Source organism: Pseudomonas putida, from assembly GCF_026625125.1.
GTDB lineage: Bacteria > Pseudomonadota > Gammaproteobacteria > Pseudomonadales > Pseudomonadaceae > Aquipseudomonas > Aquipseudomonas putida_X.
Map to the genome: position 1 here is coordinate 1,957,472 of NZ_CP113097.1, position 15,087 is coordinate 1,972,558.

The window sequence follows — 15,087 nt, forward strand, 5'->3', positions numbered from 1 at the left end:
TAACCTTCCTCTTTGGACATCACACGGATGTTCGCGGCCATCATCTTATCGGGACGTATCTGCTATCGCCGATGATCGTCAATGTTTTAGTGCCTCGCGTCATCGCAACGTAGAGATCCTTCGCATCCAGAGAGTCTGCATCGAGAATGACCGCATGATCAAATTCCAACCCCTTAACCAGCAGAGTGGTACCAATGAGCTTCTTGTGCCGGGTTGGTCGACCCATGTGCCTCATATCTCGCTGGTACGCTTTTCCGACCTCCGTCAGCGTTAACTCTGTGTTTTCGCGATGCATCTTGAGAACCTGAATCAGGCGATTCAGCAGGTCGCGGCGATAGGCACCTGTTCTCGAGTTGGACTGCAGTTCCTCAAAGAACTTCAGTAGGTGCGCACTGGACGGGTTCTCGATATAAGCATTGGCGGCGTGCAGAATAGCTGGATATTTAGTGGTTTTCCGCAGGGCGGTGGCTTCTCCGCGTTTTGTGCCTGCCGTTAATACGTTGGATACGCCCGTGAAGCACTTCTTGGCGAACTCTACCGCCAAAAGGAAGGCTTTTTGATGGTTCTTTGCCGAACCGACCTTCTTCAGGAACGCGTGCAGCTCTCTTCCCTCGATTTCTTCGATCGAAGAAAAGCGACCAGCCATGCGACAGGCCAGCCGGTGCGTTTTATTCTTCAGCTGCTGCGCGCCACCGTGCAGCGCAATGACCCTGTCACCGTGAGCCAGCATTTCTAGCAGCGTGAAATATTGCTTCGACTCAAGGTTCTGTGGATCGGTACGGTGCCGTACAACGCACGGCGGCCGGTTCGCGAATAGGTCGATTTGCTGCCCGGACTGGATTCGTCTGCGTACGTCTTTAAGCCATGCCCCTAGCACTGGATTCTCAGCCCATCGCCATGGGATATTCAATTCACCCAGGCACTCAAAGGCTGGGTAAACACTTGCAGCCCAATCAACTGGCTTGGCGTCATCGAAATCAAAAATAGCCTGCAATGGATCGCCCAGAACTCTGCAGGGCAAGACGTCTGCCACGGCACACACCAATGAATGCTGGAGCTCAGAGCAATCCTGATACTCATCGACATACAGACCGGCGTAGGTGCTCGACATCGTCTTGCGAATGAATGATTTCGCCAGCAGGCCGGAGCAGCAATCGTAAAGCTGATTCCATTGCTCATCAGTAGGAGCATCAGTGATCCACCCCGACGTTTTGGGGTAGGCTAAACAAAGGCGCAGTGACCAGCTCGCGATGGTATCCACCTGGTACATCGTCGCCGGTACCCCTAACGCTGCCATCTTTGCCTTAATCGAATTCACACCGGCGAAGGTATGAGTCAAGACAAGCTGTCTTCCACTGGACGCGCGCACGGCCAGTGCAATGAGATGCGTCTTTCCATACCCAGCAGGAGCGATGACGTACCCTTTGTTGGTGCAGGCGTTTAGCTTTAAGGCCAGTTCTTCAGACATTTTCTATCCAGGCCCATAACTTGTTCAATTGGCTAGCAAGGTTCGTTTTAGAGAATTGCTCGTCTTCGAAAATGGGGCTTACTGATCTGAACCACAGGTCTCCCCGAGTAATGTCTTTGAACCAGCCGGATTTTTTGGCCACGCTGCCAATAGCTTTCCTCAGTTCAGGAGAGTCTTCCCACTTATCAAAATCGTTGTCCAACGCTCTGCCGAGTTTCGAGGCGATTTGGTCACGCACCGGGTAATTGAGGCTGTCGCGAGCCAGGCGCAGGCTCTGCACTACATAGGTCCAGGGAAGATCCTGAAAGGCCCGCTCTTCCAACGAGAGCTTGTCGCTCCACATGAAAACGGGAACGCCCGTGTCTTCGAGCTCCCGCGCATCTGCAGCTGAAAATTGCTCATCAGCATCGGCATCAGCGAAAGCCGCGACGTTGTAGTTCAGTGCTTTGAATGCCTTTGAGATGCCCTTGACCTTGGACCCTCCTGCTACATCCAGTAAGGCCACACCATGGAATGACAATGGATCCTTGGCCTTATCAACCTGATAGTCATCCAAGCCTCGGAGGAACCCGACTTCGGTGGCTCCCTCGCACACCACGACCTTTTTGGCGAGGAAGGCATCGGAGCTGGAGCGTATTTTCCCCTGCAACCCGTGCTCTTCCAGGCCTTTCTGGGCGGCTGGAATTACCTGGACTGTACCGCCACTCCTGTGTACTACGTAAAGCTCCTCAATGGTCAATTCGCGCAGCACTGTGGGAGAGTGTGTAGTGAGGAAGTACTGGCCCCGTTTGTCTTCCCTGATGTGCTTGATCAGCCGGGTGATACGATGAGGCTCCAAGCCGAATTCCACCTCATCAAGCAGGGTGATATGGCCTTCATCCAACCCCATTTTTTGGATCCCGCAGAGCAGCATGCGCCTCGACCCAAGCCCCAACTGGCGCAGTGGAATTTCGCCATCATGTAGAACTAGCCCGCCCACTTTTAGATTGATGGACGCCAGATCAAGGTGAGCCTTGAAGGTGTCGGTAACAGGTACCCCGAGTAGCTTGGCGATCTCCTCCGATTTAGTGGCTGCAGCGTCAAAATTTTTCAAAGTCTCAGCTCGATCAACGTCCAACGATGATCGAGCGGTTCTGGACGCGTCGGCCAATAGTTCATTCAGGCTTTGTGCTTCGGTCAGCTTCGACAGGGCGGTACCGGTAGCCCAGGACAGCTGTCGTTCGCTGAAAGCGCCAATCAATCCCACGCTAACCTTGTTACGATCAGCCTGCTTGAATTGGATGCCTTCCGGGTTTCGATCACAGGTCACAACCCATTGGGGTTCTAGGTCTTTGCTGACGGTGAGTCTTACTGTCAGGACGTTCTCTAGGTGGTCATCTGGCTCGTCGACAATTGCCAGCGTTTCGCGATCCCATCCTCGTAGGTGATGTCCATATTTCTTCAGCGAGCAGAAATCATCGACTAGGTCGCCAATCGTTGCCTCAATGATAATCGGCTCGCTGATGTTGCTCTTATGGAAGTCGGCATCGCTGAGCGTGAGGTTCCACTGGGGGTAGAACACATAGCGGATCGCTTCCAGGAGCGTCGACTTCGCCGAATCACCTTTACCAATCAGGCAAAAAATGTGGCGATCCGGCAGGCTCCACTCCAGCTCGCTGACACCTCGAAAGTTCTTGATCATCAATCTTCTAATCTTCACCGACCAGCTTCTCCTTGAACCTCATTTATCGAAGCAGGGCCATCGCTCCTGCTCAAATCGCCGTAGCCGCATGACCGCTATTTCCGGGCACCTGAACTGACCGCTCTGGCCAGCATAATGATGGCCCCAAAGATAAGCACGAATCTGAAGAAGCAGCCACCTGAGGGAGGTAAGACGCAAAAGCAGGTTGGATAGCGAGTAAAGAATCTGCCTTGAAATGTGTAAGAGTCTGTCACGAGGAGCTCGTGCAGCAGCTCCCAAAGTACTGAATTTGCTGGGGCGAAGCATGTAAAAATCTGTGCTAAAAAATGTGCACGTCGCCAGAGGAGTAGAGGGGAGGCGTGACTCGTTAAATACAATCTCCAGGCTGCGTGACATCACCAAACCCTGCGGCCTGAGTCAGCGCTGGTAACACCATTCCAGCAGCTCCTGTCAGCATTATCTCGTCCGACCCTCCCAAGCCAACGCTTTCAAGGTTCACATGGATCACGGTAGTTTTTGCCGATAAGGCTAAGCCCGGAATACTAGCTGCCGGCATGACGACACCGGAGGTGCCCACGGAGATCAGCAGGTCGCAGCTTTCCACGAGTCGCATTGCTGACCGCCAGGCGTCTTCTGGAAGGTTTTCTCCGAACCAGACCACTCCGGGTCGAAGCTTTCCGTTGCAGCGAGTGCAACGGGGCGGCTCGATAAACCGTCCTTGTTCCGGAACCTCCAGTTGAGCAGAAGACAATTTCCCAGGCCTCTGGCAGGCGAAGCACTTTACATCCATCAAACTGCCGTGCAGGTGAACCACCGGACAAGAGCCGGCGCGTTCATGCAAGTCATCAATGTTCTGCGTGACGACGGATATGTCCCTGCCAGTGGTGGCCAGTTGGGGAATAGCAAGATGAGCCGCATTAGGCTTTGCCTGGCTAACCTGGTGGCGTCGCCAGAGATACCAGCTCCATACCAGCGCAGGGTTCTCTCGGTAGGCTTTTGCTGTTTCCAGGCGCTCAGGATCGTGCTTCGCCCACAGCCCGGTCAGCTTGTCGCGGAACGTCGGTATTCCGCTTTCAGCGGAAATGCCAGCGCCCGTGAAGAAGACGATCTTCTTTGCTGCGCGCATGGCGTCAGCAGCGCGCTGGATAGTGCTCATGCTGCAATCCTCGTCCCCGCGGCGATTACTCGTTGTCAGTAAACACGGGAAACGCCGCTGGTCCCAGCCCAAGCGCTAGCGGTTGATCGGAAAACTCAGGATAGAAAGCAGGGTGCCGCATACTGCTATCAACACTGTGGCAATTCCCAGGTGGAGATAAGCAGCTGCTGCCGCAGCCGTCTTAGGCCCTTCGCTGGAGGTGCTTGTGACCACTCCCTACGCGCATATCCAAACCAGCCGCGAGCCTCCCGCCGGACTGGACCCCTCTCAAGGTCAGTCGGCCCTGATTGCTACGTTGTCGATTGAGGCCAATTCCGATCAGACGATCGATGCATACCTCGGCGGGTTGCAGATGTACAACGACCTCTTCGAGTGGCGGCTAAGCGAGTATCCCCAGAAAGCGCTCGACGTGATCATCGACTGCTTCCTTCCTACGGAGTCAGTACCCCGGTCAATCCTGGAGACAGGTGTTTCTCTTGGGATAATCCGTTCCAGAATCTTTCAAAGCGGGGACTGGATATCAGGCAAGCAATGGATCCAGCTTGCGTCTTCCGCTACCACTGACGGCGCACTTGACCCCAAACAGTTGCTTGCGGATCGACTGATCTTCTCGCTCCGTCCAGGCAAGGTGGACTATTTCCCTATCTATGGTTTGGACGGTAGCCGGGGATACCAACCACTTTTAGGGCTGTCCGATGTGCTGTCCGTGCTTTCTACCAAGATGGACGTATGGTCAATGGCGGCTTGGTTCCAGACTGAAAATGCGTCCCTGCACGGTGTCGCACCGAAAGCGCTATTGGCGTTTGCGCCAGACAAGGTACTCGCTGCCGCCAAGAAAAGGCCTCGACGCAGTGGAGCAAGAAGATGACCGTGATCAGAAAGGGCGCATAGGATCCCTGCGCTGTGTGGTGCTCCACTATGTAATCTCAATAGATAGCAGGAAAGAATAGGCTGCTGAACTTCCTTGCTAACCCGCAGCGACTGCAGGCATCCCTCGCCCAGCATTGATGTCCCAGCGTCGCCAAGTGAAACCAGGGACGTTGGCAGGGGAGTGCTCGGATGAAAATCACTGGTCGGGTAGAAACAGAAGCCGTGGTGGATGTGCGTTGCGACGTTTGCGGTTGCTCCACCCGTTTGGCAAGCGGCAATCTGCAATACGGCATGCTGCAGGCGCATTGGGGTTATGGTGCAGTGCACGACGGCGAACGCTACGAGCTGCATCTGTGCGAAGGCTGTTTTTTCACGGCCATTGCTTACCTTAAGCAAGAGCGGCGCACCGCACACATGTTTGAAGACGATCGCCAGCTGCCTCAAGATGATTTCGGGCTGGCTGCTAGGGACGACTTCTTCCGTGATGGTCGCTGACTGCCTCAAGACGGCCACTTGGCCTGTACCTGCTGGCATTTCTGCGCAGTCCCGTGACCACAGTGCGCTCGTTACAAAGTGGGCGGCGTGCTATAGCGGCGGAGGATCGATCGAGACCAAGTAATGGTATTCGCGCGAAGAAAATCGACCAGCCGGGCCGAAGAGTAAGCGAGCGGTGGCATGTTCCAGAAATGCCAGCGCCTCGGGGCTCACGTACTGATCGTAGTGGGGACGGTGAATGAGCGGTATCCTTGCGCGATTGTCCAGGCAGAGCCTGACCAATTCAGCCAACACATAACCACGAATGTCGTAGCGGGAGTCCACTGCTTTCAGGACCGAGCGGTAGCATGACTGGAACGCGAGCTGCGGATGCTGCGAGCTCTCGGTTGATCTTCGAACGCTCATCTTGAATCTCCCGGAGTGCCTCATCAGCCGAACCCCTGAAGGGGGTGCTTGGCTGAGCCTCTCATTTCCGGCGCCAGGGTGGGCCAATTTGAAGGGGGCGCGGATCTCCTGGACGAGTTCAACGCCGCGCCCGGCAGTCGGCCTTTTGCGCCTATTCAGTGTACTCCGTTGCTCGACCTGCCGAACGCGCGAAGCTGATACTCTGTTACGGCTTGAAATGAGGCTTCAGCTTTCAGGCGCAAGCGTTCCACTTCTTCGGGTGCAGCACCTGAACTTTGTGCCGCATGGTAACGGCGCATGGCATCGACCGCTTCGCTATACGCCGGGTGATCGGGTAACAGGACATTAGGGTGCTTGGGCATCGTAAGCGTCTCAGTGAATGGCTTCGAAGCAGTCACCCGTCACCAGCAACTGGTAATCCACCACCGCGTGATACAGGGAGTCGGCTAACAAACGCAGGCGGGCCAGCTCATCCGCCGAGGCGCCGGCGTCTTCCGCCCGGTGGAGAGCGCGAACTGCCTCCAAGGCCTGACGTAGCAGAGGTTCGCCGGCCAATGCCATTCCTTCAAGGGTTCGTTTCACGGGCCGCTCCTGTCATTGATCGAGACAGCTTAGATTCCACCTTGGCGATCTGAAGATCCGCTGCATGGAGGCGAGCGGTCATCCGTCACCGTCACGCTTCGACGTCGAAACCTGCTGGCCTTCATCGTGGAGCAATTTTGCTTGGGCGCGCAAGGCGCGGCGATCGTCTCGATGATCCAGCACATAACGGCGAGCCTTTTCCCGCAGCACCGAATGCGCAACGTGCAGCGCCTGGGCGTGCTGCTCGGCTGCTTGCCAGGCGCTGTGGGTTTCCGTAAGGGTCGTTTGAAGACGTTGAAGTGCTGTGTTTTTGTCGCGCAGTGCCAGGGCCTGATTCTGTTGCTCGCGGGTGAGCCGCTCAAGGTCGCGGTACACCTGGGCCAACTCTTCCTGTTTGCTCATGAGCTGCTCTTGGAGACGGCGCGCCTCTAGTTGCAGCTGCTGCACCAACTGGTCGTGTCGCTGCAGTTCCTGCTCCCGCTGCGCCAAGTGCTGTTGTCGATAATGGCTCAACGCATCCCGGGCATGCTGATGCTTGTCTTCCAGCGAAGCGATCTGGCGGGCGCGTTCCTCCAGGAGATGCAGTTGGTGCTGCTCACCGGCGAGCAGACGCTGCCGCTCACCCTCGAGCTGCTGGACCTGCTGATGCAGCGCCTGCTCCCGTTGCTGCGCATCGCGTCGTTCGGAGGACACCGCTTCATGCGCGAGCTGCAGTTGTTCAAAGCGGGCCTGATCCACTGCGCGCTGCTGCTCATACGTCGCCTGCTGTCGTTGCAGGCGTGCGCGGTCTGCCGCCACGGCTGCCTGGGCGTCGGCGGCCAACCGCTGGGCTAGACTGCTGATAAGGGTATGCAACTCTTCACTGAGGCTGACGCTTGGCGGGTGCGGTTCAGCTATCTGCAGTTCCTGCAGGTAACGCAGGATGGTGCTTTTGGAGCCCGTGTTGCCTAGTTCCACTCGCACTGCCTCGATACTTGGGTGAGCGCCGCGGGCGAGCAGCGCGTCACGCGCCCGTTGCACCAGCGCCTTATTGATTCCGGAGCGGGCCATGGTCTGACTCCGACGATTTCGTACCGTACAGGCAGTATGCGCGTACACGTACACCGAGCGTAGGGATCGACGCTGCACAGGCGACGGACTGACGTTCAAGAATACGGATTTCTCGAACACGATGAGCATTTTGGCTGGATTTTGCGTGTGAGCGCGGTACGCAGGAGGTCAAGTGAGCGACGCGGAGCGCTATCAGCAGGCGGCACGCCGGGCCAGCACCGCGCGCCGCTACGCCCAGGCCATCGAGCACTTCGAAGGGGAGTGGGGCGGGTTACTGCCGGCTTCCAGTGCCAGTGTAGTGGGATACCTGGCGGCTTATGGTCCGAAGCTGAGTGCCAATACCCTGCGTACACACCTGGCGGCATTGGCCCAGTGGCATCAACAGCGTGGTTTTCCCGACCCGACCAAGACGGCGCAGGTGCGCGACACACTGCGTGGCATTCAGGCATTGCACCCACAACCGATCAAACAGGCCCTAGCGCTGCAGTTGCAGGTGCTCGAGACCAGCATCGACAGATTGACTGACGAATTGATGAGCGGTGAGCCGGAGCAGCGTCTGCGTGCGGCGCGCGACCAAGCGCTCATCCTGCTGGGTTTCTGGCGCGCTTTCCGCGGCGATGAGCTGTGTCGGCTGCAAGCCGAGCATGTGCGAATTGATGAAGGGGAGGGCCTGCAGCTGTTTCTGCCAACGAGCAAGACCGACCGCGACAATCGTGGCCGAAACCTAACTATGCCGGCGCTGAAACGCTTGTGTCCGGTGCAAGCCACGCAACAGTGGCTAGCGCTCAGCGGTATTACGCAGGGCCCACTGTTTCGGGGAATCGACCGCTGGGGGCATCTCGGTGAGCAGCCCCTCCATCCCAATAGCGTCTCCCGCTTGTTGCGCGGCGCGCTCATGCGCAGTGGCACCGAGGCTCAGGGCTATTCGGCGCACTCGCTACGCCGCGGCTTCGCCACCTGGGCCAGTCGCAACCAGTGGAGCAGCGAGGCGTTGATGGCTTATGTGGGGTGGCGCGATGTGCAATCGGCTGCCCGCTACATTGAGCCGCATGCTCCATTCGCTGAGTGGTTACGCTGAAGGGCCACCCAGTAAGTCTTGACTTGCCTCAGAGTCGTGCTCCATGTAGCTCAAATCTCAGTGTTCTGCCGAACGATCCCCAGTTCCGGGACAGCCCAGCGTCGACCAATATCGGCATCATCGCCGATTCGATCACCTGTCACCTGAACCATCCGCACCCCCTGTGGCGGGGCACGAGGCCCCGCCACTGATTCAAGCTTGAGCCGGCGCCGACTGACGTGCGAGCCAAATGTCTGCAGCTTCCGAAGCTGAAAGTTTTTTGTGACTGATAAGAAAATCAAGCTCACTGATCGCGGCATTGCCAGGGTGCATGATCCTCACCGCCCAACTGCCCGAGCGGTTCATCCAGAGCTCTGATTTTGTAAGCATGGTGCAAATATTGAGGATGCCTGAGTGGCACCACAGCCCATTGCTGCTCTGCATAGGAATGTCCAAAGCGATTGAAGCAATCGGCTTCGGTGCCTTGTGCAAAAGAGTAACCTTCGGCCTCCAACTCGTGCTGCGTGACCAGGGCTTTCGAGAAGCGACTGATACCCCCTCCAGGGTTGATACCTTGAATGCGACGGCTCATCCGCTAAGCAACATCAGGCTTCAGGAGGTCCGCAATCGTAGCGACCTGTCCTCCGGTACATAATCAGGCACACCCCAAATGCAGTATGGGTTGGAAAGAACTCCAAAGGAGGTGTTCGGCTTCTTGCAAGCTGAGAGGAAGGCTCCATGGCTGGCTGGCAGCCAGGCTGATACAAGCATCTCTACCGGTCCGAACATTTCCTCATGAGGAGCTGTGCCGAGACTTCCACGAGGTAACAATCTCGCTCTAGCTGGCTGCACAAGCGCGGCGCTAGCTCGGTAATTGCACTGATTGGACCACCTATGTGCATTCAGCTTGACCAGCCATTTGTATTGGATGTGACTAGCGCACCGCTACGTGGACACTCCTGACAGGACCGTTGTCTTCGGTGCGAACTGGAGTTGGCGGTAGTGTGGCGCGTGGATTTGCTGAAGAAGCAAGCCTATATGGTCACTCTATCGTGGTGTTTGGCGTTCAGCCGAGGGCAGAGAGCAGGAAATGTGCCTGCTCTAGGAGGCGCGCGGAAGATGATGAATGATCCTATGCATAAGCTACTTCGTTGGCAGCTTTGACAAAGATTTAAGAACAAACCTGTGTGTTAATGGCGAATTAGTTGCTCGATTTTTGTTTTCCCATTTATAAGCGCAGTGGCAATGTGATTGAGATTGTTCAATTTCATTACTGCATTTAACAGATAAATGCAGTTAAGGCATGCGATCACTTGACCGTCCATAATTATCGGGAACGATATGGCCCCAAACTTTGGCTCTTCCTCCCAGTCGCCACTGTTAATGCCATAGCCAGTTCCCTGTGTCTCTTCGATCACTTGCCGTACATACTCTGTGTCAGTCGCAAGCAGCGAATATCGATCATTTTTTTCTTTCAGTATCTCGAGTATGGCGATTTGTTCCTGCGGCGAACTGAAGGCAAAAAAAGCTTTGCCGGCAGCGGTTTTAAGCAGTGGCAACCGTCGTCCAGGCAAAACAGAATGAAAAGAGAGATGGCTGTACGCTCTAGTGCTGCTACGTACAACCATTTCATCGTGGTCGAAAATTAAAATCGAGCACGGCCAGGCAATCTGCTTGGAAATTTCCTTGATGACGGGCCCGGCGATCTCGACCACTCTTACCGTTTCCCGATAGCCGCAACTCAAGCTATTCACGTGGAAAGTTAGGCTGTAAAGACTTGTGATAGGGTCATATTTGACAAATCCACCCACTCTCAAGGTTTCAAGGAGGCGTTTGACCGTGGTCCTATGCAAGCCCGTTTGCTTGCTGAGATCAGAAACAGTGCTGGCAGTGTTTTCCATTCCATTGAAGCACTGTATCAACTCCAAACCTCTCTGTAAGGTTTGAGAGGTCCGATAAATACTTGGCTTAACACTCTGGGGCATACTAACTCCGTCGAGAGCTTTTATAGATCCAACACAAGTCGCTTTGATTTAGCACCCGAGCAGCAGATCATCATAGTGGTATTGCTCGCCTTTTCCGCATCGGATAAAAGCGCATCCCGATGATCCGCTTCGCCGCTGATGATTCGGGTTTCGCAACTTCCACAAATCCCCTCCCGACAGGAGGAGGGTACTGATATCCCGGCTTCAAATACAACGTCCAAAATAGATTTTCCCGCAGGAACATTAAATATAGCGCGGGTTCTTGCTAGCTCGATTTCATATCCGCCATCTCTTGCAGCATGCACTTTTGCTGAAAAATATTCAAGGTGCGCGGTCGCTTTCCTATGCACTGTGGCCGCTTCGAAAGCATTCAGCATGCTTTGGGGGCCGCAGCAGTAAAGATGCGCGTCAGCGCTGGCCACGCTACAGAGGTGGGCGATATTCAAACTTGGGACAGTGCCCGCTTGATCAAAATGATAGTGGACCTTGCCGCCAAACTGTTCAGCGAGGCTACTCAGCTCCTCCTTGTAGGCTGCATGCTGTTCGGTCCGGCAGCAGTAATGCAACTCCCACAATGTACCCAAAGCGCTTAAGCGATAAGCCATGGATAAAAGTGGGGTAATGCCGATGCCGCCTGCAATCAATATGTTATGGGTTATCGCCTCGTTGAGTGGGAAATTGTTTCGCGGAGGGGACGAGGAAATAATGTCATTTACTTTAAGATTATGATGAATAAAAAGCGATCCACCTTTGCTCTCAGGGGAATTGTGCACGGCAATTACGTACCGGTTCTTATCTGCACAGTTGTTTGCTAGGGAATAGCAGCGATAAAGGTTTTCGGTAAGTTTGATCTCGATGTGTGCTCCAGGACTAAATTCCGGCAACCTTGTATTTCCATCCGCAGCGAGCAATTCGATCTCTCGTATGCCCAGTGCGACGTCTCTAATGCGGGCTACCTTCAACAAAATACTATTTTCCACATGACCTCCTCATTCCAGAATTAGCAACGGTTTGATGGCTTCGCCTGCCATCACTAAATCAAACGCTCGAACCGCGTCTGACAGTGGGAGGCGGTGGCTGATAATTGGATTTAGACTGATTTTTTGGGCATGCACTAGATTTGACGCAACATGCCACGTGCTCCAGATTTTTCGTCCGTGAATGTTGTAAATTGTCGGTCGCGACTTTCGCCAGAGCCCGAAATCAAATTCGAATGCTTGATTCGGCGTGGCGCACCATTTCAACTCACCCCCAACGGCAATAAATGCAAATGCATTTCTTGCTCCTTCCACGCTGCCGGTATATTCGAAAACTACATCGATGCCTTCGTTAGCAGTCATCTCTTTTACTGCCTGAGCAACGTTAACTTTTGCAGGGTCTAAAGTGACGTCTGCTCCCATTTCCGTTGCAACTTTAAGTCGATGGAGGTTGTGGTCAATTGCAAATACTTTCGCTGCGCCAAAATGCTTCGCAACTGAAATGTTCATCAAACCTATAGGACCGCACCCGTTTATCAAAACAGTCCTTCCGGCAACACCTTTGCCCTCAAGCGTTGCATTTACAGCAATACCTAAAGGTTCGAGAAGTGCAGCTTGTTCTATCGAAATGCCGGGTGGATTTACCCAGGCAATACAGGTGGGCACCGTTGCAAACTCAGCAAAAGTTCCGTTAATGTCTATGCCAGGGTATTTGGTGTTGGGGCAGATATGCGTATTGCCTGATTTGCAGGTAAGGCATATCCGGCAAGGTATGTGGCTCTCCAGGCTGACTAAATCTCCAACTTTAAAGTTAGACTGTACGTCTCCTAATTCGACGACTTCGCCAACAGCTTCATGACCAAGCGTGGTAGGATATGACATACGTTGAGCGTACGCACCCGCACCTTTGTACACACTCATGTCAGTGCCGCAGAGGCCGCTAGCTTTCACCTTGACCAGCATTTCGCCAGCACTTGGTCGGCGCACGTCTATTTCCTGAAGTGAGACGTTGCCCAGCCCGGCGGCCGTTTTGTTCAGAGCAAGCATATCTAATTCCCGAGATGACGGTGCATTTACATGAGAAACGACAGGCCAAATATTGGCTGATGGCGGTTCAGTAAGCGGATAATCTTTTTACTGATCTTCCATTGACCGCCTTCTTTCTCAAAGGACGCGGAGCAATGGGCAGGATAGTGATTTAATTGGCCCAGGCCGCGTTGCCGCCAATCGCCTGAGCGCATCTCCATCAGTAACATTGCAAAAGTTGCTTCCGCTGTTTCAGCGTTTTCACTGTGAATGATGTCAATGTTACTGATCATTCTTAAGGTCTGCGACGCCGGCTGTTGCGCTACTCGATTCTGGCGAATAATCTGGTCGACGCGCATTTTTAATCGTGGGATGTCGTCATAAATAATTGAGGAATCCTTTAAAGGGTCGGCATTCTCATCCATAGGAATCCAATAACGGGCATCCTGAGTGAATAGATCGAGCCACTCGTCCAATTTTACCTGGTCGAGCAAACGTGCTTCTGATTGGATCAACTGCTGAATTTCTTTCATGGCACTTCCCTTCAATTGGACAGCATCGCGACCCATTTACGCCAAAATGCACGCTGCGGCACTTCGTCGCTGTAGACGCCTACCCGTTCGCCATTTGCTTTAACTTGCTCTTTGCCCAATCCACGACTGAGCGTGATCCAGTCAAAGCCGATTGCATTCAAAGCGTTTTGATTGCCGTTAAATACATCAGTGTCATCAGCTGATAGTATTCCTGCTGTTCCAACTCGAGTTTGTGCATCGAGCATGCGGTTAGCATTAATGGATTCATGAGCTCCGTCGATCAACAGTGGATATGAATATACCTCGGTTTTATCGTGATCGATTGGCTGAATCACTCGAATGTTAAAATCGAAAATCACCAAGTTGGGGAAGATCAAGAATTGACGATTCGTTAGAGTTTCGGCCGCGCCTTCTTCACCAAAGAGCTCAATGAGTTTCTGTTGATAATCTGAACGTGCTTCTGCATCTACGTCGCCTGACTCCAGCGGCGCACCCGCCTCCAGGGTGCCATGACCTTCTGAATAACCTCGGGTAAACCCTTCCTGACGCACGGCGACATCCAGTGCCCGGTTTTCAAACGAGCCGGCAAATTTTTTGACTGTATTAAACGCTGACCGATGGACGAATCCAGGGTGATAACCGTCGTAAACATTTTCAACTTGGAATTTCCAATTTCCATCATAGCCATACCGGTGAGGAGTACAAACGGAGTACTTAGAGCCTGCTGTTCGCTGCAGCCAGATATCAATGTGCGGCTTGATACCACCGAGAAAATCTTCAAGCGGCTCCACGTCCGGATTGAATGATCCGAAAATTAGACCGCCGTATGACGCGATTCGAGGGAGCGTTTTCAGATTTTTATCTGACTTATCAAAACACTCGTGATAACGTTGGTCATCTGGGATACCTATGAGCTGACCATTGGGGCGGAACGACCAGCCATGGTATGGACACACGAATGCTCGAGCATTCCCTTTCTCGCTTCGACAAAGCGTCGCGCCACGATGTGGGCAAGCATTCAGAAAGGCGGTTATGTCACCATTGGAACTTCGGGTAACAATGACCGGACGTGTTCCTATCTGCGTGGATTTGAAGTCATTGGTTCTAGCTATTTCGCTTTCGTGACACAGGTAGATCCATGTGCTGAAAAAAATTTCGTTCATTTCGCGATCAAAAATCGCTTTGCCGCGATAAGCGGCTGTTTGGACTTTAAATTCAGATTCTTGCTCTTCGACCATCGGCCGTACGGAGGGCGGATAAATCATCTCATTCATTGGTGCTATTCCTTTGTCTCAGGCTGCCGGTGTTGGGGTTGCCGGCTTCCATTCATCCTAAGAAGCAGCCTCGTTTGTTTCAATGACAACGATTCGGGCGTGCAACATGTGCACCTCCGCCCCCTGCTGACTTTGGGTTGGCCTCAAGAATTTCCTCCGCTGCGATGTAGCACCTGCCTTGAACACATAGAGTATCGCCTTCGTCAGGATGGGAGCGCTCAACAATGGGTGTGCGAGGTGACCGCCTGATTCCTGCTCTTCAACATGCAGGTGCACATGTTGCACTGAGCCGACGTTTCAATTGATGCGGTTTTTTTTTGCTTTTAGACTCGGCACTATGAAAACATCCATTCACTTACTCAGTATTCTAATGGCTACTTTTATCTCAGTATCTAACTGAGCTACGGAGATGGTGCGAATTCTTGCCGGCAGCGTCCGTGGTTAGTGTTCGTAAGTGATATAGCTGCACTGTGGGAAAAAGTCCGAGTCATCACCTTCTGAAGAGCCCGTGTAAGTCAAGGTGCTTGG

15 protein-coding genes are annotated in these 15,087 nt (G+C 53.8%); 3 read left to right on the forward strand and 12 right to left on the reverse strand.

Going from position 1 to position 15,087, the window contains the following annotated elements; genetic code table 11:
* Positions 1 to 40: 40 nt before the first annotated feature.
* From OSW16_RS08895 to OSW16_RS08905, 3 genes are all read right to left on the reverse strand, one after another.
* Positions 41 to 1,468: a UvrD-helicase domain-containing protein gene (locus OSW16_RS08895; protein WP_267822387.1), complete on the reverse strand. Its 1,428-nt coding sequence runs from the start codon at positions 1,466 to 1,468 to the stop codon at positions 41 to 43.
* Positions 1,461 to 3,149: an ATP-binding protein gene (locus OSW16_RS08900; RefSeq protein WP_324288829.1), complete on the reverse strand. Its 1,689-nt coding sequence runs from the start codon at positions 3,147 to 3,149 to the stop codon at positions 1,461 to 1,463. Before OSW16_RS08900 ends, OSW16_RS08895 begins: the two co-directional genes overlap by 8 nt.
* A gap of 367 nt (positions 3,150 to 3,516) precedes the next feature.
* Positions 3,517 to 4,305 (reverse strand): SIR2 family NAD-dependent protein deacylase, encoded by a 789-nt coding sequence (locus OSW16_RS08905; RefSeq protein WP_267822391.1) that lies wholly within the window; start codon positions 4,303 to 4,305, stop codon positions 3,517 to 3,519.
* Positions 4,306 to 4,510: 205 nt separating this feature from the next.
* On the opposite strand from OSW16_RS08905, the gene OSW16_RS08910 reads away from it, so the two are divergent.
* Together OSW16_RS08910 and OSW16_RS08915 are read left to right on the forward strand one after the other, a co-directional pair.
* Positions 4,511 to 5,173: a hypothetical protein gene (locus OSW16_RS08910; RefSeq protein ID WP_267822393.1), complete on the forward strand. Its 663-nt coding sequence runs from the start codon at positions 4,511 to 4,513 to the stop codon at positions 5,171 to 5,173.
* A 191-nt stretch (positions 5,174 to 5,364) separates the two neighbouring features.
* Complete coding sequence (locus OSW16_RS08915) at positions 5,365 to 5,670, forward strand: hypothetical protein (RefSeq protein WP_267822395.1); 306 nt, start codon at positions 5,365 to 5,367, stop codon at positions 5,668 to 5,670.
* Positions 5,671 to 5,760: 90 nt separating this feature from the next.
* Here OSW16_RS08915 and OSW16_RS08920 read toward each other — a convergent pair whose 3' ends face one another.
* The 3 genes from OSW16_RS08920 to OSW16_RS08935 form a co-directional block, all read right to left on the reverse strand.
* A complete protein-coding gene (locus tag OSW16_RS08920; protein ID WP_267822397.1) occupies positions 5,761 to 6,075 on the reverse strand; it encodes a hypothetical protein in 315 nt (104 codons plus the stop codon).
* Between the two features lie 372 nt (positions 6,076 to 6,447).
* Entirely contained in the window at positions 6,448 to 6,657 is a 210-nt protein-coding gene (locus tag OSW16_RS08930; RefSeq protein WP_267822401.1) for a hypothetical protein, read from the reverse strand.
* A gap of 78 nt (positions 6,658 to 6,735) precedes the next feature.
* The gene (locus OSW16_RS08935; protein WP_267822403.1) at positions 6,736 to 7,836 is read right to left on the reverse strand and encodes a DNA-binding protein; all 1,101 of its coding nucleotides are present in this window, start codon (positions 7,834 to 7,836) and stop codon (positions 6,736 to 6,738) included.
* Positions 7,837 to 7,879: 43 nt separating this feature from the next.
* Between OSW16_RS08935 and OSW16_RS08940 the strand changes: the two genes are divergently transcribed.
* Positions 7,880 to 8,785, forward strand: a complete 906-nt coding sequence (locus OSW16_RS08940) for a site-specific integrase (protein ID WP_267822405.1) — start codon at positions 7,880 to 7,882, stop codon at positions 8,783 to 8,785.
* A 283-nt stretch (positions 8,786 to 9,068) separates the two neighbouring features.
* On the opposite strand, the gene OSW16_RS08945 is transcribed toward OSW16_RS08940, so the two are convergent.
* The 6 genes from OSW16_RS08945 to OSW16_RS08970 all read right to left on the reverse strand — a co-directional run bounded on the left by OSW16_RS08945 (position 9,069) and on the right by OSW16_RS08970 (position 14,559).
* Complete coding sequence (locus tag OSW16_RS08945) at positions 9,069 to 9,356, reverse strand: glycine betaine ABC transporter substrate-binding protein (RefSeq protein WP_267822407.1); 288 nt, start codon at positions 9,354 to 9,356, stop codon at positions 9,069 to 9,071.
* Between the two features lie 598 nt (positions 9,357 to 9,954).
* Positions 9,955 to 10,749 carry a helix-turn-helix domain-containing protein gene (locus tag OSW16_RS08950; protein ID WP_267822408.1) on the reverse strand — a complete coding sequence of 265 codons (795 nt, stop codon included), beginning with the start codon at positions 10,747 to 10,749 and terminating at the stop codon, positions 9,955 to 9,957.
* Between the two features lie 20 nt (positions 10,750 to 10,769).
* Complete coding sequence (locus OSW16_RS08955) at positions 10,770 to 11,729, reverse strand: PDR/VanB family oxidoreductase (RefSeq protein ID WP_267822410.1); 960 nt, start codon at positions 11,727 to 11,729, stop codon at positions 10,770 to 10,772.
* Positions 11,730 to 11,738: 9 nt separating this feature from the next.
* On the reverse strand, positions 11,739 to 12,773 hold the full coding sequence (locus OSW16_RS08960; protein ID WP_267822412.1) for an alcohol dehydrogenase catalytic domain-containing protein: 1,035 nt from the start codon (positions 12,771 to 12,773) through the stop codon (positions 11,739 to 11,741).
* A 26-nt stretch (positions 12,774 to 12,799) separates the two neighbouring features.
* Positions 12,800 to 13,285: an aromatic-ring-hydroxylating dioxygenase subunit beta gene (locus OSW16_RS08965; RefSeq protein WP_267822414.1), complete on the reverse strand. Its 486-nt coding sequence runs from the start codon at positions 13,283 to 13,285 to the stop codon at positions 12,800 to 12,802.
* 11 nt (positions 13,286 to 13,296) lie between these two features.
* Entirely contained in the window at positions 13,297 to 14,559 is a 1,263-nt protein-coding gene (locus OSW16_RS08970; protein ID WP_267822416.1) for an aromatic ring-hydroxylating oxygenase subunit alpha, read from the reverse strand.
* Positions 14,560 to 15,087 lie beyond the last annotated feature (528 nt).